This window comes from Arenibacter sp. F20364 (assembly GCF_023015905.1).
Taxonomy (GTDB): domain Bacteria; phylum Bacteroidota; class Bacteroidia; order Flavobacteriales; family Flavobacteriaceae; genus Arenibacter.
Map to the genome: position 1 here is coordinate 85,728 of NZ_JALKBD010000007.1, position 19,395 is coordinate 105,122.

Sequence of the window (19,395 nt, forward strand, 5' to 3'; positions counted from 1 at the left end):
TCAAGCTCAATATAAGTTTAAAACGAGATTAAATTAAATTTTTTTCTCCGAACGACCTCAAAATTCATGTAATTTGACACAAAACTGTTGATAATTGACCAAACAATCATAAAATAGTGAAAATATACAATAGAGCTTAGGTATTAGAATAGTTCCATTAAATCCTTCCCTTGTACAAGCGGAACAAAGAGCTTAAAAATTCTTTAATTGTTCCAAAGCTTCCTCGGTCGTAGCTACCGGAAGTTTACAAGTATGGTCCTGACAAACGTAAATATAAGTTCCATCATCGGTATAACGTCCTTTAAACAAAGGCAATTCACTATTTTCATTACTCCCCACAATTAAAGTATTGGGTAAATTATGCCGCTGTAATTCAGCCAATAATTGATTGGCATCATCTCCCACAACAGCAATTTCATAAAAGGGATATGCCGTTTTCAGCAATAGGGAATTCCATTTGGAATAATTATAGGCACTTTCTTCCAAAACGGAAACCATGGAAGAGAGCATGGACCGCGCCTTAAGTGTAGCCTCCTTATCATAATCTATATGCCCCAGAAGAAACAAATTTTCGGCCATCAAGGCGTTGGGCGAAGGCAATACCCCATCATCTGTTTTAATTATTTTGGCAATTAATTCATCATTGGAGTTAAAGCTGTACATCCCTGAATTTTCATCCGCAAATTTGTCCTTTGCAATTTGATTCATTTTTTTGGCAAAACCCAAATATGAATCCGACATTGTTGTACTGTACAATTTTAAGGAGGCATTGGCCAAAAAGGAATAATCCTCCAAAAATCCATCACTCTTTTTACTTCCCTTTTTGTAGGTATGCATCAACTGATCTTTATTGAGACTATATTTTTCAATAAACCGAAAGACGTCCTCAGCTTTTTCCAAATAAGCAGTTTCCCCAAAAACATTATAAGCATCCACAAAACCGTTGATCAACAAGGCATTCCAAGAGGTAATGATCTTATCATCGGTATTTGGCCTAACTCTTTTATTCCTCGCGGTCAAAATTTTGCTTTGCCATCTTGCCTGCACACTGTCCCAATCTTCTGCCGTAATATCATTCCCCTTCATGAAATCCTCATCACCTGAGTTCCTAAAAAGAACATAGGAGTCCTTTTCCCAAATATTGGAAGGCTTAATATTGTAGTATTTGGCAAATAAGTCATAATCGGATCCCAAAACCGACTTTAATTCCTCTTCTTTCCAAACGTAAAATTTACCTTCCTCACCTTCACTATCAGCATCGATAGCGGCATAATATCCACCATCAGGATTCTTCATCTCCCTATCCAAAAAAGCAATGGTTTCTTCAACTACCTTTTTATACATAGGCTCTTTAAAAACCTTATAAGCTTTGGAATAAAGGCTTAGCAATTGCGCATTGTCATATAACATTTTCTCAAAATGCGGCACCTTCCATTGCGCATCCGTACTATACCTGTAAAATCCGCCAGCTATATGATCATAAACCCCTCCCCAAGCTATTCTATCCAAGGTGGTTTTAACAAAATCCTTGGCAGCTTCATCCTCGGTCAATAGGGCATAATCCAGTAGAAAATCCAAATTCAAAGGAATCATAAATTTTTGCACCCCTTTATTTCCGCCCCATTCAAGGTCCCAGTTATCCTTCCATTTTTCAACACTATTCTTTAAAACCTCAGGGGTCAACATCCCTAGGTCGGAAACTGGCTGTATTATATTTACTTCCTGTATCCCTTGAGCCACCATATCTGCGTACTCATTGGCTTTTTTGGGATCATTTTTATATAGTTTACTTACCTCGGACAACACTTTGCTCCATTGCTCCTTTGTATGGTAGGTACCTCCATAAATAGGTTTCCCATTGGGAAGGGTGATTACGTTTAAAGGCCAACCTCCGTTTCCATTGATAAGCTGTAGCGCAGTCATATATACATGGTCTACATCAGGTCTTTCCTCCCTATCTACTTTAATACTAATGAAGTTTTCGTTCATCAATTTGGCCACTTCCTCATCCTCAAAGGTCTCCTCTTCCATTACGTGGCACCAATGACAGGAAGAATACCCTACACTTACCAACACCAGCTTATCGTCCTTTTTGGCTTCTTCCAAAGCCTTTGGGCTCCACGGCTTCCAATTTACCGGATTATGGGCGTGCTGTAATAAATATGGACTTGTTTCATGAATAAGGTCATTGGTGTATTTATGGTCATTCTTCTGACCTTTTATATCGGAGCAGGAAAATAAGATCATTGTCAACAATAAAAATAGATTACAAAAAGAAAACCTAAGGCACATATTACGGGTCATAAAGAGCAAATATTGTTCAGGTTTGAAAAATACAACAATTGATTTCAATTATTGCAGAATTAAGCAAAGTTCTATGCTTGGAAAATTGTTAATTTTCAACCGAACCCTGCTTTTTTTGCACCAAAAACCAATCGTAAAGCTCATTATTCCCATAGGCCTTGTCCCAAGCATTATGGCCAACACCCTTATAAATAGTAAAATCTACATTATAGCCCATTTCCTTTAGTTTGGCCACCATATTTATGGATTCGGAAATAGGAATGGACTTATCCTGATCTCCATGAAAGACCCTTATCGGCATATTTTTATTTATCCATGAGGCATAGGGCACAGGGGTCATTCCACAGACCACGGCCATTGCAGCAAATTTATCCGGATACTGCACTGCCATTTCCCAAGCAGCACCGCCACCCCGACTAAGACCAGTAAGGTATATTCTATTTTGGTCCACTTTATTGGTGGCAATGATACTATCCAGTAGCTGATTTACGGCCCTAGTGTTCCACCACATTTTTTCTTGGGGATTCTGTGGGGCCAATATCAGAAAAGGAAACTTTTTGCCCCCGGAAATGAGTTTTGGCGGGCCATTACGCTTCACAGATTTTAAATCCCCCCCAGACTCCCCTCCCCCGTGCAAAAAGAGCAATAAGGGAAACTTTTCCTCTTCATTTACCTCATAATTTTCGGGATAATAAAGATAGTACCTCAAAGTTTCTGAGGTAACCACCTCCATTTCTGAATTGATCAGTTCAGGAGAAGATTGGGAGGCGCAGCCTTCGAATATAAATAAGCAGCAAAAAATTAATACTATTGGTTTCATTTGTTCAAATATGTGGTTAACTCTAGGTATACCTAATATTTATTTTAGGCCATAACCAGAAAATATTATGATCATCAATCAACATTCCAAATTGGTTGAAAATCCACAAATTGAGACATTTTTATTTAACTAACCCGCTGTTTATACTTTTATTTAACATTCAAGATTATTCCTTAAACAAAAAATAAGAGAATAGTTATAAATGTCAAAAAGTGTTTTCATTTCGGGTTTTCGTTTTACTTTGGTACTTTTATCCGGCAATCAAAAAAATTTGTATGAAGAAAGTCATCACTTTCGGGGAAATCCTCCTAAGACTGTCAACCGAAAGACACCTTCGGTTCTCACAGGCCACCAACTTCAATGCCACCTATGGAGGCGGAGAATTTAACGTAGCGGTATCCCTGGCCAATTATGGTTTTGATGCCGAATTCGTTACACGTTTACCTAAGAACGATATAGGCAAGTGTGCCCTACAAGAAATTAGAAAGTACAACGTGACCACCACCAATATTCAGTTTGGAGGAGACCGTCTAGGCATTTATTTTTTGGAAACAGGTGCCGGTACCCGGGGGAGCAAGGTAGTTTATGACAGGGCCAACAGTGCCATTGCAGAAATAGATCCGAATACCATTGATTGGAAAGCAGTATTTAAGGACGCGGATTGGTTTCATTGGAGCGGGGTCACCCCTGCTATTTCTGACAACGCGGCTGCTGTTTGCTTAGAAGCCGTAAAAGCTGCCCATAAAATGGGAGTCACCATTTCTTCCGATTTAAATTATCGCTCCAAATTGTGGAAATACGGGAAAGAGCCCAAAGAAATTATGCCGGAACTACTTAAGTACAGTAATGTTATTTTGGGGGATTTGGATACGGCCTTTTTTATGACTGGACTTGAAAAGCAAGACCCTGACTATCAGGATATGGACTCTTTACCGGAATTGTACGATCTCTTGTACAAAAACTCACCAGACCTGAGCTATATAGCTACAACTTTACGTTATTCGGTAAATGCTTCACACCAAAAAATAGGCGGAATCCTATATGACGGCAAAAAAATACATTACGCAAAAATCAGGGAGGTTACCCCTGTGGTAGACCGGGTCGGAAGCGGCGATGCCTTTATGGGGGGGCTGATCTATGGCCTATTACAAGATACAATAGACAATCAACAAACAATCGATTTTGCAGCAGCGGCCTGCTGCATAAAGCATACGATTACAGGCGATTTCAACCTGGCAACCCTCGAGGAAATTAAGCAATTGGCAGGAGGGGATTCCTCTGGAAAAGTAAGCAGATAAAATATTAAAACTTATGTCACAGTTTTCAAGAATTGAAGTAGCTGCATTAATGGAAGAAACAGGGCTTGTTCCCTTGTTCTATCATCCGGATGTAGAATTAGGTAAAAAAATACTAAAAGCCTGCTATGATGGCGGTGCAAGGTTAATAGAATTTACAGCTCGTGGGGATTTTGCCCATGAAGTATTTGCCGAACTAAACAAATTCGTCATTAAGGAATTGCCGGAAATGGCGGTAGGTGTAGGATCGGTAACCGATGCAGCAGCAGCCTCCCTTTATATGCAAATGGGTGCCAATTTCATTGTAACCCCCTCATTACGAGAAGACATCGCTTTAGTCTGCAACAGGAGAAAAGTACTGTGGAGTCCAGGATGTGGCTCCCTAACAGAAATAAACAGGGCTGAGGAAATGGGCTGCGAAATTATAAAGTTATTCCCTGGTGCCAATTACGGACCGAGCTTTGTAAAAGCTATTAAAGGACCACAACCATGGACCAGTGTTATGCCAACTGGCGGGGTAACCTTGGAGGAATCCAATTTAAAAGGATGGTTCAATGCAGGGGTTACCTGTGTAGGTATGGGTTCCAACCTCATAAGCAAAACGGTAATTGAAAACAAGGATTACAGTGGCTTGGAGAAGTCGGTAAGAGAAACATTGGCCCTAATCAAAAGCATACGGAGCCAGTAATAAGACCCATCAATTGCCCAGCTATTATTGTTATAATAAATGTAAAACCTCTGATATCGTGAATATCAGAGGTTTTTTATATTTCCAAATATTGTTTGCCAAGGAAGGAAGGTTGATATGCTTTATAGGGATCTTCTTATTCCCAATTCCAGCCCCCTTAATTCTGCAAGCCCTCTAAGCCTACCTATGGCAGAATATCCCGGGTTTGTTTTTTTCCTGAGGTCATCCAACATTTTATGACCGTGATCTGGCCTCATAGGCATACGCAAATCCTTTCTTCCGGCTGCACTTCTTTTTTGTTGTTCTTCCACCAAGGCCTTCAGCACCCCATACATATCTACATCACCTGACAAATGGTCGGCCTCGTGAAAATTACCTTTCTCATCCCGCTGCGTACTCCTCAGGTGCATAAAATGAATACGATGCCCCAAGCGCTTTACCATGCCTACCAAATCATTATCCGCTCTAACCCCAAAAGATCCTGTACAAAAGGTAAGTCCGTTGTTGGGACTATCCACTGCATTATAAAGATCAAGTATATCCTGCTCTGTACTTACCACCCTTGGCAGTCCTAAAATAGGATAAGGAGGATCATCTGGATGTATACACATGCGCACCCCTCCTTTTTCAGCAATGGGGATTATGCTCTCCAAAAAAGAAAACAGATGCTGTTTTAATTCTTTGGCTCCAATTTGATCATAGGTAGCCAATATCTTATTAAACTCTTTTAAGCTATAGCCTTCTTCCGCCCCCGGAAGTCCGGCGATAATATTTTGAACTAATTTCTTACGCTCCTTTTCGGAGGTTTTTTCATAATATGCCTTGGCCGCTTTCTGCTCCTCCTCCGAGTATGATTCTTCAGCCCCAGGACGTTTTAACAAAAAGAGTTCAAAAGCTGCAAAGGCATCCCTTTCAAATCTCAAGGCAGTGGACCCATCCTCTACCTCATAATCCAAATTGGTGCGTGTCCAATCCAATACGGGCATGAAATTGTAACATATGGTGTCTATTCCACAGGAAGCCAAATTGGCAATGGTCGTCTTATAGTTTTCCACATACTTCTGAAAATCTCCCTGTTGCGTCTTAATACTTTCATGAATGGGAACACTTTCCACCACAGACCATGTTAACCCTACCGCTTCAATCTCGGTTTTTCTCTTCTTAATTTCTTCCACTGGCCAAACTTCCCCATTGGGAATATGATGTAGGGCAGTAACCACACCGGTAGCCCCAGATTGCTTAATATCCAATAAAGAAACAGGATCTTTGGGCCCGTACCATCTCCAAGTATTTTCTAAAGTCAAACTCATTAATATTATTTTTAAATTTAAAACATTACTCCATTGGCGGCATTGTGACACAATCATTGTAAACCACCTGGTCTCCAAAGTAAACTAACTCAAGGCAAGCCTGTCTACCGACAAAGGCAGGCCCGCGAGGCATTTAAAAACCCCTATTTAAGATTTCAACGCCCGCCTGAACGAATCGGGCAGGCAAGCGTCAGAGCATTTTAATCTCGATTATCGAGTAAATAATTCACCAAGATATTAATTTTAAAGTAATGCACGGTCTTTATTGGGAAAGTTTGAAAAAGTATCACAAAATATATTTTATTCTTAAACTTGATTAAAATTCCTTATCTTATTTAGGCATTTAAATACTTTGTACTACTTTTATCGATTCAACCAAAAATGAACAAAAAATCTAGCTCTCCATGATTAAAAGTAAAATCGACAAGGTTACCAGTTTTGAAAAACGGTTTGAAAAAATCAACACGGTTATCTTCGAATCTTCCGAGGTTGCGTCCAAAGCAGCAGCCGCTGAAATTGCGACATTAATTCAGAAAAAACAAAAGGCCAAGGAGATGTGCGTTCTTGGACTTGCTACAGGTTCCACTCCAAAAAGGCTGTATGCCGAACTGGTACGCCTGCACAGGGAGGAAAACCTTAGTTTTAAAAATGTGATAGCCTTCAATTTGGATGAATATTATCCAATGGAGCCGGATGCCATACAGAGTTATGTGCGTTTTATGAAGGAATTGCTTTTCAACCATGTTGATATAGAACCTGAAAATTATCATATTCCGGACGGAACTTTGGCTAAAAAGGATATTGCAGACTATTGTAAGGAGTACGAGGCCAAAATAGACGCTTTGGGCGGAATAGACCTGCAAGTTTTGGGTATTGGTGGCAACGGACATATTGGTTTCAACGAATCCGGTTCCCTCCCAAATTCCAAAACCAGGCTGGTTACTTTAGACCATATTACCAGGGTTGCAGCCAGCCAAGATTTCCAAGGATTGTACAATACTCCCAAAACGGCAATTACGCTCGGTATAAAGCAGATCATGCAGGCCAAGCAGGTTATCCTTATGGCTTGGGGAGAAGGTAAATCCTCTATCATTAAAGCTTCTGCGGAAGGCCCTATTACGGAACAAGTACCCGCATCCTACCTACAGGAGCACCCTAACAGCGTATTTATCCTAGATCAGGGTTCTTCTTCCAAACTAACCAGGGTAAGCACCCCATGGATCGTAGAGAAGGTAGAGTGGGATGAGAAAATGATAAAGAAAGCCGTTGTTGGACTTGCGCTAAGATTGGAAAAACCGGTTTTAATGTTGACCGAGGCCGACTATATTGAAAACGGTATGAGCGATTTGCTGACAGAAGTTGGGGATGCCTACGATATAAATATCAGAATTTTCAATAAACTACAGCATACCATTACCGGTTGGCCTGGAGGCAAACCAAACGCCGACGACAGCAATAGACCGGAAAGGGCAATTCCTGCCAAAAAACGCGTGCTTATATTTAGTCCACACCCAGATGACGATATCATTAGTATGGGGGGTACATTCATGCGGCTACAAAACCAAGGCCATGAAGTACATGTAGCTTATCAGACTTCCGGAAATATAGCTGTAGCCGATGACGAAGCCTTACGATTCTCGGATTTCGTGATCGATTACAACCGCTCCTTTGGTCTGGACAACAAAAAATCCATTGAGATCTACAAAAAGGCTACGGAGTTTATTAAAAATAAAAAGACTAGTGAAATTGACATTGAAGAGGTAAGAAACATAAAGGGACTTATTCGTAGAAGTGAGGCCAGGGCCACCAGTTATTACGTTGGACTTACGGACGAGCAGATACATTTTAACGATCTGCCTTTCTACGAAACAGGTACTATTGAAAAAAATCCTCCGGGCGAGGAAGATATCAAAATTACCATGGACCTAATCGAAAAAATTAAACCCCACCAAATATATGCTGCGGGTGATTTGGCAGATCCACACGGTACCCACAAGGTATGTTTGGACATCATTTTTGAGGCCTTGAAGCGACTTAAACCCAAGCCTTATATGAAGGATTGTTGGTTATGGCTATATCGTGGAGCTTGGCAGGAATGGGATATAGAAGATATTGAAATGGCAGTACCTATGAGCCCAAGTCAGGTTTTAGCAAAGCGATATGGAATTTTCAAACATCAATCCCAAAAAGACGGAGTGGTATTCCAAGGCTCGGATTCCAGGGAATTCTGGCAACGTGCAGAGGACAGGAACAAGGAAACGGCTACCAAATACGATGAATTGGGATTGGCACATTACGCTGCCATGGAAGCCTTTGTCCGCTACCATTTTTAAGCATCAATAAATTATAACACAAAAAGGCTGCCCAGTGGGCAGCCTTTTTTATTGCATATCAGTACTATCTAAAATTCCAATTCGAAGTATAGACTACTGGCTTCGTTTTCATCGGTAATATCTTCACCCTTCAGTACTTCTCCCGTACCGTTCAACAATTTTAAATTAAGTTTCCAATACCCCGTCATGGTCAAGGACAATTTTCCTTTATAAGATTTGGTAGCCGCATCATAGGTTAAATCTTCATTGTTGGGGGAACTGTGGTTGCCCATACCCGGCATACGCGGATCTAAGGTTACCGTGTAATTTTCCACAAGGGGAAAGCTCATCATACTTTCCATTTTAAATAACATAGCAGTCATGTCGTTAACCGCAACTTCTGGATCTTTTGGTTCCACCATGGCCAAGACATACCGCACATCATCAGTTCCCATAAATGAGGAAACCGTTTGTTTTCCATCAGCTGGCGCCGTAACTTCTATAGTTTCGGTCAAGGAAAATTCTTCCCCATTTACCCCATAGGTCAAAGTAACATCCCAGTATTCATCAGCGTTTCCAGGCATCTGAAAAATGATATATCCTTTGGCCACCGTGTTGTTATCATCTGTAATACTTAGGTCGGATTTTGGACAGGAATGATTCATACTCATCATGTGCATTACTGGCGACCAAGAAATATCCGGATTGGCAAAATAACTATTGTCGGCATTATTCTTTACGCGTACAAAAATTTCATTGTACCCGGTCGTAAAGCCCGTCTTCCCTTCGGAATATAACTCCAAACTATGGCCATTGGCCTCAATATTTGCGACCAAGTTAAAATTGGCCATTGGGTTTTCTTCAAATTTTGGAGTATCGTCCCCATCTGAGCTACAAGAGGTAAATCCTACGGCTACTATAAATACTACTAGAACTAATTTTATTGTTTTCATCGGTTTATTTTTGTTAATTAATTGAATAAGAAAGTGTTAAAAAAAAGTTTCGCCCCATTCGTGGGATGTTTTTCCAATCAGTATAGGTGGAGTAGTTTTCATCAAAAATATTCTCTACCCCGAATTTTGCATACATGGAATCGTTATTGAATTTAAAGGTCTTGCCGAAGTTCAAAGAACAAACCGTATAAGCCGGTGTTTGATCTTCCCCAAAATCAGGATTATAATTCACTTGTTTGGCTGCTCCGCTTATCCTTAAACCAGCTGAAAATGACTTGGAATTATATTGAAACCCTGAGCGGTAAGAAAATGGACTAATAAAAGGAATGTTCCCTCCATCATTGTCCGTACCACGATGATAAGAGACCAATCCAGACCATTTCAGTTCTGGCAGAATAGCGTATTCCACATCCAATGAAGTGTTGAACAATTGGGCGTACTCCAGATTTTTATAGATCTTGACTCCTTCAGCCCCTATGGTCATTACACTTAGGGAAGGGGCAATTTCCCCAATGATATAATCGGCGATATGGAAAAAATTAGCCTCGGCACCTACCTTTAGTTTGGATTTTTCCCATGAGATTTTGGCATTGGCCTCCATTGATTTTTCGTTGGCAAGTCCGGGATCCCCAATATAGTCATGGTTGTCAAAACTGTTGAACAAATAAAACCCATACCCTTCGGTCACGGAAGGTGCCCTATCCCCATAGGAAAGTCCAGCATTAAAATGCCATGGCATCCACATTTTATGCCACTGCCCTGAGATACTTTTTAGAAAGCGAGTTTTGGATTTCTCCATCTCCGGATAAAAAATCTTTAGACTATTCAATCCAAATTCGTCCGCAACATTCTGATTCTGGGCGGTTATCCTGGTTGCTATTTTTAGAAAACTACCATTTAGATCCAACTCATCCTCCAAATATACCCCACCATTGGCGGTACGTACATCGGGCCAAGTAAGCATAAACATGGGCAACTCGTTGGGGTCATTGGGATACATAGTCATTTCTGCCAATGACTTGTTGTAATACCCGTCCATTTTAAACAAAAATTGATGCTTTTTAACTTTCAGTGCTGCTTGGGAGTAAAAGCCATAGGTATCGCTCCAACCCGGCATATCCATATGTATGGGTACGTCTGGCCGTTTGGTATCGTCCATGACATGGGTCACCTTATTAAAATACAACTTGGATTTCCAATTACTCAAACTTCCCCATAAAACATCCTGCTCAAAGCCTACCGATGCAATGATGGCCCTTGCCAAGGAAACATCCATAGTCAATGCCGGATAGCCCACGTCCCTGGCTTCATCATAAATAAGACTGGCAGTAAGAGACCTATCGCCGGCAATCTTATAACCCCCATTGGCCGAAAAATTATACTTTTCAAACTGGGAGAACTCCACCTCTTCGTCGCCCCCGGCAAAATAATTTTCTGCCTTGCGGTAAATTATATCCGTATCCACATAGAATTTGGAATCCGAAAAATTAAGCTCGGCCCCAACAACACTCATTTGGTTGTTGCTCTCAAAACCAGTCTCCACGCCACCATATAATCCAATTTCCTTAAAGTTACCCCTATCCAGTTCCAAATTAATGGCTCCTCCAATAGTGTTTCCGTGTTCAGTACCTTGTTGGCCAGAAGCTATGTGCGCCTGGGATAAATTGGACACGTCCACATAAGAGGTAATGGGATCCATCTTGTCCGTACAGGCACCAAAGATCCTCATTCCATCAATAGTTACGGATAGACGTTCGGAGAACATATTGTTCAGAGTCGGTTCCCACGCATATGCTCCGCGTTTCACCATATCTACCTTTTTGGAAGATTCCAGATACTCGTCCAAAGTAGAAAGAGGTTTGGGTTGGCGATGGTAATCGAAGGCCTTTCTGGCCGAAATTAGAATAACCTCGTCCAAATTGATCGTAATGATGGAATCCTTTTGCAAAACCACTTCCTGTGCACCTATGTTCATGGGAAAAATAAATATCCCCAACAACAACACCCAAATGCATATAGGTCTGTTTGTTTCCATAAGTATTGCGTATACCTTATGGGCACATTTAATAATGTTCATTTGATTTATTTAGATAATACAATTCCGTTAAGACACCATAGACGTGTACAAGGTTTAGAGTAAACCGCATACTTTTATGGCAGTTATTGAATTATCCCAGCTCTGGTGGCTGTGCAATATCTGTAGTGTATAGACCAGGAATTAAAGTTTGAATTCCCTTATAATTATTTTTAACCGTGGTATCGAAATCCATGGCCGATCCAAAAACGAATAATGGGTCGAATGACGAAATGAACTGAATTTCTACATTGAAGCGTTTACCCTCGAACGGATTCTTATCGCTTCCCTCCGATTCTTTGGCCAATTGTTTTGCCAAATAACATTTCCCATCGCAATGCATGGAAGGCGTATCCCTGTTTTCACAAAGGTTCTCCACAATATAATCATAATTCACTGCGTATTCAGCTATAGGCCAAAGTGGCTTTATCAGCATAATTATCGCAACAAATAGGATTAGATGTTTCATTATAAATTTTCAACATTTAAAATTACAGCCTTGTTCCAAATAAAAGACCAAAATTTTTAATTTTATGCAAGCTCTCATGACAAAAGACTGCAATGTTTAAAATGCTCGATAAAGATAAAGCATATTTTACACATAAAAAGATGACAATTGTCAGGTATTGGATCTATTTGTTTTTATTCGATTTAAATAAGTAACAATGTAACTTGTGTTACCCTGTTTCATTTATTGTTGTTTAATTTTACAATATTATTAAACCTTAAGTTTTTTTCATGGAGGATATGCTCTTTTATGATAGAATGCAATTTGCCTTTACTATCACCTTCCACTATTTGTTTCCGCAACTTACAATGGGACTCTCCCTGATCATCGTTTATTTCAAATGGAAATTCCTTAGGACCCGAATTGATTATTATAATGATGCCGCAAAATTCTGGATGCGGATCTTCGCCCTTAATTTTGCTATGGGGGTTGTTACCGGCATACCAATGGAATTCCAATTTGGCACCAATTGGGCCAAATTTTCCGAATTGACCGGAGGAATCATTGGGCAAACCTTGGCCATGGAAGGGATGTTTTCCTTTTTTCTGGAATCTTCCTTTTTGGGACTATTTTTATTCGGCGAAAAATTACTGGGACACAAATTACACTTTGTAACGGGTTTCTTGGTTTTTTTAGGTTCTTGGGCCAGTGGCTTTTTAATAATAGCCACGCATTCCTGGATGCAGCATCCGGTAGGATATGAAATATTGAGCAATGGTAAATTTGTGTTGAATAATTTTAGTGCCTTATTTTCCAACCCATGGCTCTTGCCCTCCTACTTGCACAATCAATTGGCAAGTTTGGTAACCGCATCTTTTGTAATGGCTGCCATAGGGGCCTTTTATATTTTGAACGACAGGCATAGTAATTTCGGTAAGCTATTTGTGAAGACAGGGGTAATAGTTGGACTTGTTTCCTCTGTATTGGTAGCTTTTCCAACAGGAGATTGGGCGGCAAAAAATGTGGTGGAACATCAGCCGGTTACCTTTGCAGCCATGGAAGGACTATTTAAAACCCAGGATGGCGGGTCGGAAATCGTACTAATAGGACAGCCTAATGTAGTAGATAAAAAGCTGGACAATAAAATTGCGGTTCCCAATATCCTAAGCTTTTTAACCTATAAAAAATGGGATGCCGAAGTAAAAGGGTTAAATGAATTTGACCCGGAAAACTATCCCACCAATATTCCCGGATTGTATTATGCCTATCATATAATGGTAGGACTAGGAACTTTATTTATTGGAATTATGGCCTTGGGGGCCTTTCAGTTATGGCGTAAAAAACTATACAGCACCAAATGGATCTTGTGGTCCCTGCTCTTCTTCCTTCCCTTTCCCTATATTGCCAATACCACTGGTTGGTATACGGCAGAATTGGGTAGACAGCCTTGGCTGGTCTATAACCTTTTGCGCACCTCTGAAGGAATTTCCCCAACCGTATCCTCCGGAAACACCTTGTTCACCTTATTGGGATTTATTGGATTGTACCTACTATTGGGAATGCTATTTTTGATCCTCGTAGGTAAAATTATAAATAAAGGACCTGTAACCTCTGAAGCTTAAATATGGAATTATTTTGGTACGTTGTTTTAATGAGTATGTTGGCCATCTACGTGATTTTGGATGGTTATGATTTTGGAGCGGGAATAGTACATTTATTTTTCGCCAAAAAAGAAAAGGACAAGAAGGCCATTACCAATGCCATTGGCCCTTTTTGGGATGCCAATGAGGTCTGGCTGATTGCTTCCGGAGGTGTTCTTTTCTTTGCCTTTCCTACCCTCTACGCCTCATCGTTCAGTGGATTTTATTTGCCGTTGATCATGATTCTTTGGCTGCTGATCTTTAGGGCGATCGGTCTGGAACTCAGGGGTCAGATACACAACAAATTATGGGAGACAGTGTGGGACAAAGCCTTTGGAATAGCCAGTTTTCTTTTGGCCCTTTTCTTTGGAATCGCCCTGGGCAATGTAGTTAGGGGTGTAAATTTGGGCATGGTGGAAAATGGCATCTCTGCCCACGAAGCCCACTATTTTTTTCTTCCCCTTTGGAATCCCACTTTTAGTCCATCTGCGGAACATTTGGGCATTATAGACTGGTTTACCATTTTACTGGGTCTGGTCGGGGTGATCACCTTGACTATCCATGGTGCCAACTGGATCATCTACAAGACCAATTCGGACCTCAACAATAAACTAAAGACCGCTATTTTTAGACTCAATTTCGTCCTGCTCGCTTTGGTAATCCTCTCCCTTGTTGTTTGGCATGTAATTGCGCCCAAGCCCTTTCACAATTTTATCGAAAGACCATGGATGTGGATTTTCCCATTATTGACCCTAACCGGCCTATTTGGACTTTTTAAGGTAAAGACCTTTAAAAAGGACGGTATTGGATTTATATTCTCCTCCCTATTTATCCTAGGTGGTTTTGCCTCCACCGCGGCTTCAATTTTTCCAAAAGTATTACCATCGACCAATACGGTAAATCCGTCTTTGACCATATACAATGTGGCGGCAGATGAGTACGGACTTTCTGTGGGTATAAATTGGTTTATAATTGCGCTAATCCTTCTAATTGCCTATGTATTTATTCAGTACAAGGTCTTTAAAGGAAAAATGGACGACATCGGCTATGGGGAGCATTAATATGCCCTACTCCGGGAGCCAGTAAAAAAGATAATATTTTTATTTAGGATAAATTTGTCCGAAATAAGAATTAGAATTATATTTGTAACGATCAAATTTTGAATCAACATGTTTTCAAAAGCCTGCGAGTACGGAATAAAAGCCACTATATACATAGCTGTAAAATCTATGCACCAGGAGCGTGTAAGCCTTAAGGAGATTGCGGAAGAGGTAAATTCTCCCGTGGCATTTACCGCAAAAATATTACAATCTTTGGCAAAGAGTGGTATAATAGATTCCCATAAGGGTCCCACTGGAGGATTTCAGATCGAGGAATCGAACATAGACGCCATTAAATTATACGATATTGTAAATGCCATTGACGGTGAAAAAATATTCGTTGGCTGTGGCTTGGGTTTGGAACAATGTGATGCCAGCCAGCCTTGTCCGGTACATGATAAATTTGTTGGGATAAGGGATAATCTTAAAATTATGTTACAGAATACAAGCCTTTATGAGTTGGCAACAGGCCTGGATATTGGTCTAACCCACCTGAAAAGGTAAAACATTCAAAACAATAAAGGACAAAACGGTCTTAAACTCTTTATCTTAAATTTTTAATGCAGACCACATGCACAATTATAACATCAAATTCAATACCAATCCATCCATGGCAAACATCACTGACAAGCTCGTTGAAAAATACGTATCCCTCGGGGAAAATCCAGAAACATATCTCGAAGGGCTACTTCACGCAAAACCCATCACATATTGGGATTACGTAGAAGTGGACAGCCTACTTTCCCTTCAAAAACCGAGGACCAACTTTAAGGATGAGTCCATTTTTATCATGTACCATCAGGTAACCGAATTGTACCTGAAGATGATGTTGCACGAATTGCAGCAAATAGTTGGGAATCCAACCCCTTCTACCAAATTCCTAACTACCAAACTAGATCGTCTTATAAAATACACCTCTATGCTGATCAATTCTTTTGATATTATGAAGGTAGGTATGGACTATGAGGATTATAATACCTTTCGTAAAACCTTAACCCCTGCCAGTGGATTTCAATCGGCGCAATTTCGATTTATTGAACTGCATTGCACTTCCTTGGCAAACCTCATTAGCCATAGATTTAAAAAAGGGAGTTCCAAGAATCCGGATTTAAGGGAATGTTTTGAACATATTTATTGGAAAGATGCCGGAACAGATCCCAAAACCGGCCAAAAGACCTTGACACTTCAACTTTTCGAGGACAGATACCTGAGAGAACTGACTGAAACGGCCAAAACAGTAATGGGCCATACCCTGGAAGACAAACTGGCCCAACTCCCCTATGTCCCGGACGCCCTAAGAAACAGACTTCGCACCTTTGACCAACTATACAACATTGATTGGCCCATGGTACATTTAAACACTGCCGAACATTATTTGGACAAAAAAGGGGAAAACAAGGAAGCCACTGGTGGCTCTGAATGGAAAAAATACCTCCATCCAAAATATCAGCAACGTAAATTCTTCCCCGACCTATGGACGGAAACCGAAAAGAAAAACTGGGGAATTAACCACAAAAATAAACATTATGGAAGTATTGAACAGACCAGAATTGACGCACCTACAAGTAGGTGAAAATCTTAAAATATTACAGATCAAGGCCCAGGCCGGAACAGGTATGCCAGTACATCACAGTACCCATGAGGCGGTAATTGTGGTCCAAGAAGGTGAAGCCATCCTTAAAACCAACAATGCCGATCATATCTTGAAAAAAGGAACCTCAATGCTCATTCCTGCCGGAATGGAACACAGTCTTAGCATACTTAAAGAATTTAAAGCAATTGCCATAATGGCAAAAAATTCAAACATAAATTTTAAAAATTAATAAAGATGGAAAATTTAATGACTAAAAATATTGGTGAAATAGTCGCTGAGAACTACCGCACGGCCCAGATTTTCAAAGATCATAAAATCGATTTTTGTTGTAAGGGAAACCGGAGTATTGTAGAAGTGGCCGAAAAATATAAGCTCGACGCCAATCTCCTTTTGCAAGAAATTGAAACGGTACAGCATCAAATAAATGATAGCAGTATAGATTTTAAAACTTGGCCCCTGGACCTATTGTCCGATTATATAGAAAAAAAACATCATCGATATGTAGAGGCACAAATACCAGTTTTAAATCAATATCTGGCAAAACTATGTCGGGTTCATGGAGACCGACACCCAGAACTATTTGAAATTACAGAGCATTTCAACAAAAGTGCAGGAGAACTGGCCATGCACATGAAAAAGGAGGAACTCATCGTCTTCCCTGCCGTGCGCAAAATGATACAGAGTAAACAATATGGAAGTGCATTGGCCGAGCAACATTTTGGCACCATTCAAAATCCAATACAAATGATGATGCAGGAACATGAGAACGAAGGGGACCGATTTAGGATTATTGAGGAATTAAGTAATAATTACACCCCTCCTGCCGATGCCTGCAACACCTACCGGGTAACTTTTTCACTGCTGCAGGAGTTTGAAGAAGATTTACATAGGCATATTCATTTAGAAAATAACATTCTTTTTCCAAAAGCCATTGCTTTGGAAAAAGAATTAAGCTCTTAATGGTTGCCCAAAAAGCTCTGGAACAACATCCCCGGGCAGCCCAAGTCTGTAACCAAGAGGCCGCGGTATAATGCTTTGAAAAAAGTTTCCCCCACCGTGCCTCCTTGGATTACAACGATCCTGATCTAACAAGTATAGAACACTAATACTACTAACCTTAGAATTGGCCATAACCATATAAAAACAATTTGATATGAAAGTTAAACCTATAAAAAGACATAAAGCCATACAACCTTTAAGTAGGGATCACCATCAAGGTTTATTATTATCATGGAAAATAAGGACCGGTTTTTCCAAAGGAGTTTCCACGGATCGGATAAAGACCTACGTTGATTGGTTTTATAAAACCCATTTGATGTCCCATTTTAAAGAAGAGGAAGAATACCTCTTTCCCATTCTTGGAAATGACAACGAGCTGGTTAAAAAGGCGATTTCACAGCACAAGAGGCTGAATCGCCTTTTCAGGAGTACAACGGAATTGGAAAAGTCCCTAAACCGAATAGAGGAAGAATTGGAAAAGCATATCCGTTTTGAAGAACGGGTGCTGTTCAATGAAATTCAGAAGGTGGCCACGGAACAACAATTGCTTTCTATTTTGGAACATCACGCAGACACCAAGTTTTTGGACAATACTACAGATAAGTTTTGGGAATAAAAACTAAAATATTATGATTACAAAACTTTACAATCTGCTTTTAAATGAATTTAAAAGAGAACAAACAGGATATTCCACCATTGCAATCATTGGTCAAAGTTGTATTGGATCTGTTGCCGCCATGGTAGTTCTAATGAACCACATGAACGCCGCAATCCAGTTGCCGTTACTTTTTCTTGTAACCATTCTATGCATGGCCTATAACGGTGCAGTTTTGTCAAGATTAAATGCCAAAATAACTTTTAACCTATTAGTCTTAAGCGTCCTTTTCAGTATCCTAACCATTGTTGGGAATCTTATTTAACATTGGAAAATAAAACATTAATGAAGATAGAGACCTACACCTTTACTTATATCGATGAATTTGGGGATACCAATACCGCGAATTGTAGGCCAAACGAATACCATAGCCTTATGGAACTTCTTTTCGACAAATATCTTCAGGAATGGGGTGATTGTAAAGGAAGGGCCTGGTGCGGAACATGTCATATACAAATAATGGAAGGCCATTCCAATACAAAAATCTTGGAAGATGAAGGGCACACCCTCTCCAAATTGAGCGGTTCCAATGCATGCAGTCGTTTAGCATGTCAAATTCCAGTTAATGCCGAATTACACCAAATGGCTTTTAGGATAATATCCGACAATGATTACGGCTCAAAATAATTCAGAAAAGGGAAAATAGAAAAAGTTAAAACCGTAAGTTTAAGTATACAAGGCCCCTAATACTTAATCTATGCGGCCAATTATTGAAAAATACAAATTTAACGGACTACCCTTACGGTATTCCCTGATAAATTAGATCAATCTTATGTTGTTAAAGGCGGAAATAAAGGAGAGACAGGATGTGAACCTTTTGGTGGTCAGTTTTTATGCCAAAATAAGGAAACATCAAATACTGGGACCTATTTTTAATGGGATCATCAAAGACTGGGACAGCCACTTGGAATTACTGACCGATTTTTGGGAAAGTCAATTACTCCTAAAACGAACTTATATGGGCAACCCCATTACCGTACACCAAGAGGTAGACGAGAAAATGCATCACAGTATTACCCCAGAGCATTTTGGGCTTTGGCTTAACGAATGGTTTGCCACTATTGATGAACTATTTGAAGGGGAAGTGGCATGGATTGCCAAAAATAGGGCCCAAAAAATGTCCACTATGTTATATATGAACATCTACCAACACAGGAACAAGAGTCAATAAAAAAATTTTAACCTTACTATCCTTGGCAACCT

19 protein-coding genes are annotated in these 19,395 nt (G+C 40.1%); 13 read left to right on the forward strand and 6 right to left on the reverse strand.

Features of this window, described 5'->3' with window-relative positions:
* Positions 1-192: 192 nt before the first annotated feature.
* Together MWU84_RS07515 and MWU84_RS07520 are read right to left on the reverse strand one after the other, a co-directional pair.
* Positions 193-2,247, reverse strand: coding sequence for a thioredoxin domain-containing protein (locus MWU84_RS07515; RefSeq protein WP_246900165.1), 2,055 nt, complete (start codon positions 2,245-2,247; stop codon positions 193-195).
* A 145-nt stretch (positions 2,248-2,392) separates the two neighbouring features.
* Positions 2,393-3,124, reverse strand: coding sequence for a PHB depolymerase family esterase (locus tag MWU84_RS07520; RefSeq protein WP_246900167.1), 732 nt, complete (start codon positions 3,122-3,124; stop codon positions 2,393-2,395).
* A 275-nt stretch (positions 3,125-3,399) separates the two neighbouring features.
* On the opposite strand from MWU84_RS07520, the gene MWU84_RS07525 reads away from it, so the two are divergent.
* Both MWU84_RS07525 and MWU84_RS07530 read left to right on the forward strand, forming a co-directional pair.
* Entirely contained in the window at positions 3,400-4,422 is a 1,023-nt protein-coding gene (locus MWU84_RS07525) for a sugar kinase (protein ID WP_246900171.1), read from the forward strand.
* A 13-nt stretch (positions 4,423-4,435) separates the two neighbouring features.
* A complete protein-coding gene (locus MWU84_RS07530) occupies positions 4,436-5,107 on the forward strand; it encodes a bifunctional 4-hydroxy-2-oxoglutarate aldolase/2-dehydro-3-deoxy-phosphogluconate aldolase (protein ID WP_246900175.1) in 672 nt (223 codons plus the stop codon).
* 122 nt (positions 5,108-5,229) lie between these two features.
* On the opposite strand, the gene uxuA is transcribed toward MWU84_RS07530, so the two are convergent.
* Positions 5,230-6,417 (reverse strand): mannonate dehydratase, encoded by a 1,188-nt coding sequence (gene uxuA / locus MWU84_RS07535; protein ID WP_246900177.1) that lies wholly within the window; start codon positions 6,415-6,417, stop codon positions 5,230-5,232.
* A 404-nt stretch (positions 6,418-6,821) separates the two neighbouring features.
* Here uxuA and nagB point away from each other — a divergent pair, with 404 nt between their 5' ends.
* Positions 6,822-8,750 carry a glucosamine-6-phosphate deaminase gene (nagB, locus tag MWU84_RS07540; protein ID WP_246900180.1) on the forward strand — a complete coding sequence of 643 codons (1,929 nt, stop codon included), beginning with the start codon at positions 6,822-6,824 and terminating at the stop codon, positions 8,748-8,750.
* A gap of 68 nt (positions 8,751-8,818) precedes the next feature.
* Here the strand turns inward: nagB and MWU84_RS07545 are convergent, their stop codons facing one another.
* From MWU84_RS07545 to MWU84_RS07555, 3 genes are all read right to left on the reverse strand, one after another.
* Positions 8,819-9,682 carry a hypothetical protein gene (locus MWU84_RS07545; protein ID WP_246900183.1) on the reverse strand — a complete coding sequence of 288 codons (864 nt, stop codon included), beginning with the start codon at positions 9,680-9,682 and terminating at the stop codon, positions 8,819-8,821.
* A 13-nt stretch (positions 9,683-9,695) separates the two neighbouring features.
* Entirely contained in the window at positions 9,696-11,759 is a 2,064-nt protein-coding gene (locus tag MWU84_RS07550) for a TonB-dependent receptor (RefSeq protein ID WP_246900186.1), read from the reverse strand.
* A gap of 91 nt (positions 11,760-11,850) precedes the next feature.
* Positions 11,851-12,225, reverse strand: a complete 375-nt coding sequence (locus MWU84_RS07555) for a hypothetical protein (protein WP_246900188.1) — start codon at positions 12,223-12,225, stop codon at positions 11,851-11,853.
* Between the two features lie 269 nt (positions 12,226-12,494).
* Between MWU84_RS07555 and MWU84_RS07560 the strand changes: the two genes are divergently transcribed.
* From MWU84_RS07560 to MWU84_RS07605, 10 genes are all read left to right on the forward strand, one after another.
* Complete coding sequence (locus tag MWU84_RS07560; protein ID WP_246900192.1) at positions 12,495-13,826, forward strand: cytochrome ubiquinol oxidase subunit I; 1,332 nt, start codon at positions 12,495-12,497, stop codon at positions 13,824-13,826.
* Positions 13,827-13,828: 2 nt separating this feature from the next.
* On the forward strand, positions 13,829-14,905 hold the full coding sequence (gene cydB, locus MWU84_RS07565) for a cytochrome d ubiquinol oxidase subunit II (protein WP_246900196.1): 1,077 nt from the start codon (positions 13,829-13,831) through the stop codon (positions 14,903-14,905).
* 108 nt (positions 14,906-15,013) lie between these two features.
* A complete protein-coding gene (locus tag MWU84_RS07570; RefSeq protein WP_246900199.1) occupies positions 15,014-15,448 on the forward strand; it encodes an Rrf2 family transcriptional regulator in 435 nt (144 codons plus the stop codon).
* Positions 15,449-15,554: 106 nt separating this feature from the next.
* Positions 15,555-16,517 carry a tryptophan 2,3-dioxygenase family protein gene (locus MWU84_RS07575; RefSeq protein ID WP_246900480.1) on the forward strand — a complete coding sequence of 321 codons (963 nt, stop codon included), beginning with the start codon at positions 15,555-15,557 and terminating at the stop codon, positions 16,515-16,517.
* Positions 16,471-16,767, forward strand: coding sequence for a cupin domain-containing protein (locus MWU84_RS07580; RefSeq protein WP_246900202.1), 297 nt, complete (start codon positions 16,471-16,473; stop codon positions 16,765-16,767). Before MWU84_RS07575 ends, MWU84_RS07580 begins: the two co-directional genes overlap by 47 nt.
* Positions 16,768-16,772: 5 nt before the next feature.
* On the forward strand, positions 16,773-17,498 hold the full coding sequence (gene ric / locus MWU84_RS07585) for an iron-sulfur cluster repair di-iron protein (RefSeq protein WP_246900203.1): 726 nt from the start codon (positions 16,773-16,775) through the stop codon (positions 17,496-17,498).
* Between the two features lie 193 nt (positions 17,499-17,691).
* Positions 17,692-18,153, forward strand: a complete 462-nt coding sequence (locus MWU84_RS07590) for a hemerythrin domain-containing protein (RefSeq protein ID WP_246900206.1) — start codon at positions 17,692-17,694, stop codon at positions 18,151-18,153.
* Between the two features lie 13 nt (positions 18,154-18,166).
* Positions 18,167-18,457: a hypothetical protein gene (locus MWU84_RS07595; protein WP_246900208.1), complete on the forward strand. Its 291-nt coding sequence runs from the start codon at positions 18,167-18,169 to the stop codon at positions 18,455-18,457.
* 20 nt (positions 18,458-18,477) lie between these two features.
* Positions 18,478-18,819: a 2Fe-2S iron-sulfur cluster-binding protein gene (locus MWU84_RS07600; protein WP_246900210.1), complete on the forward strand. Its 342-nt coding sequence runs from the start codon at positions 18,478-18,480 to the stop codon at positions 18,817-18,819.
* 145 nt (positions 18,820-18,964) lie between these two features.
* On the forward strand, positions 18,965-19,363 hold the full coding sequence (locus tag MWU84_RS07605) for a group III truncated hemoglobin (RefSeq protein ID WP_246900212.1): 399 nt from the start codon (positions 18,965-18,967) through the stop codon (positions 19,361-19,363).
* Positions 19,364-19,395: the final 32 nt, after the last annotated feature.

Coding starts and splice junctions, on each gene's coding strand:
- MWU84_RS07600 (WP_246900210.1), top strand. CDS start 18,478: ATGAAGATAGAGACCTACACCTTTACTTATATCGATGAATTTGGGGAT.
- MWU84_RS07530 (WP_246900175.1), top strand. CDS start 4,436: ATGTCACAGTTTTCAAGAATTGAAGTAGCTGCATTAATGGAAGAAACA.
- MWU84_RS07560 (WP_246900192.1), top strand. CDS start 12,495: ATGGAGGATATGCTCTTTTATGATAGAATGCAATTTGCCTTTACTATC.
- ric (WP_246900203.1), top strand. CDS start 16,773: ATGGAAAATTTAATGACTAAAAATATTGGTGAAATAGTCGCTGAGAAC.
- MWU84_RS07595 (WP_246900208.1), top strand. CDS start 18,167: ATGATTACAAAACTTTACAATCTGCTTTTAAATGAATTTAAAAGAGAA.
- MWU84_RS07545 (WP_246900183.1), bottom strand. CDS start 9,682: ATGAAAACAATAAAATTAGTTCTAGTAGTATTTATAGTAGCCGTAGGA.
- cydB (WP_246900196.1), top strand. CDS start 13,829: ATGGAATTATTTTGGTACGTTGTTTTAATGAGTATGTTGGCCATCTAC.
- uxuA (WP_246900177.1), bottom strand. CDS start 6,417: ATGAGTTTGACTTTAGAAAATACTTGGAGATGGTACGGGCCCAAAGAT.
- MWU84_RS07590 (WP_246900206.1), top strand. CDS start 17,692: ATGAAAGTTAAACCTATAAAAAGACATAAAGCCATACAACCTTTAAGT.
- nagB (WP_246900180.1), top strand. CDS start 6,822: ATGATTAAAAGTAAAATCGACAAGGTTACCAGTTTTGAAAAACGGTTT.
- MWU84_RS07575 (WP_246900480.1), top strand. CDS start 15,555: ATGGCAAACATCACTGACAAGCTCGTTGAAAAATACGTATCCCTCGGG.
- MWU84_RS07605 (WP_246900212.1), top strand. CDS start 18,965: ATGTTGTTAAAGGCGGAAATAAAGGAGAGACAGGATGTGAACCTTTTG.
- MWU84_RS07520 (WP_246900167.1), bottom strand. CDS start 3,124: ATGAAACCAATAGTATTAATTTTTTGCTGCTTATTTATATTCGAAGGC.
- MWU84_RS07570 (WP_246900199.1), top strand. CDS start 15,014: ATGTTTTCAAAAGCCTGCGAGTACGGAATAAAAGCCACTATATACATA.
- MWU84_RS07515 (WP_246900165.1), bottom strand. CDS start 2,247: ATGATCTTATTTTCCTGCTCCGATATAAAAGGTCAGAAGAATGACCAT.
- MWU84_RS07550 (WP_246900186.1), bottom strand. CDS start 11,759: ATGAACATTATTAAATGTGCCCATAAGGTATACGCAATACTTATGGAA.
- MWU84_RS07525 (WP_246900171.1), top strand. CDS start 3,400: ATGAAGAAAGTCATCACTTTCGGGGAAATCCTCCTAAGACTGTCAACC.
- MWU84_RS07555 (WP_246900188.1), bottom strand. CDS start 12,225: ATGAAACATCTAATCCTATTTGTTGCGATAATTATGCTGATAAAGCCA.
- MWU84_RS07580 (WP_246900202.1), top strand. CDS start 16,471: ATGGAAGTATTGAACAGACCAGAATTGACGCACCTACAAGTAGGTGAA.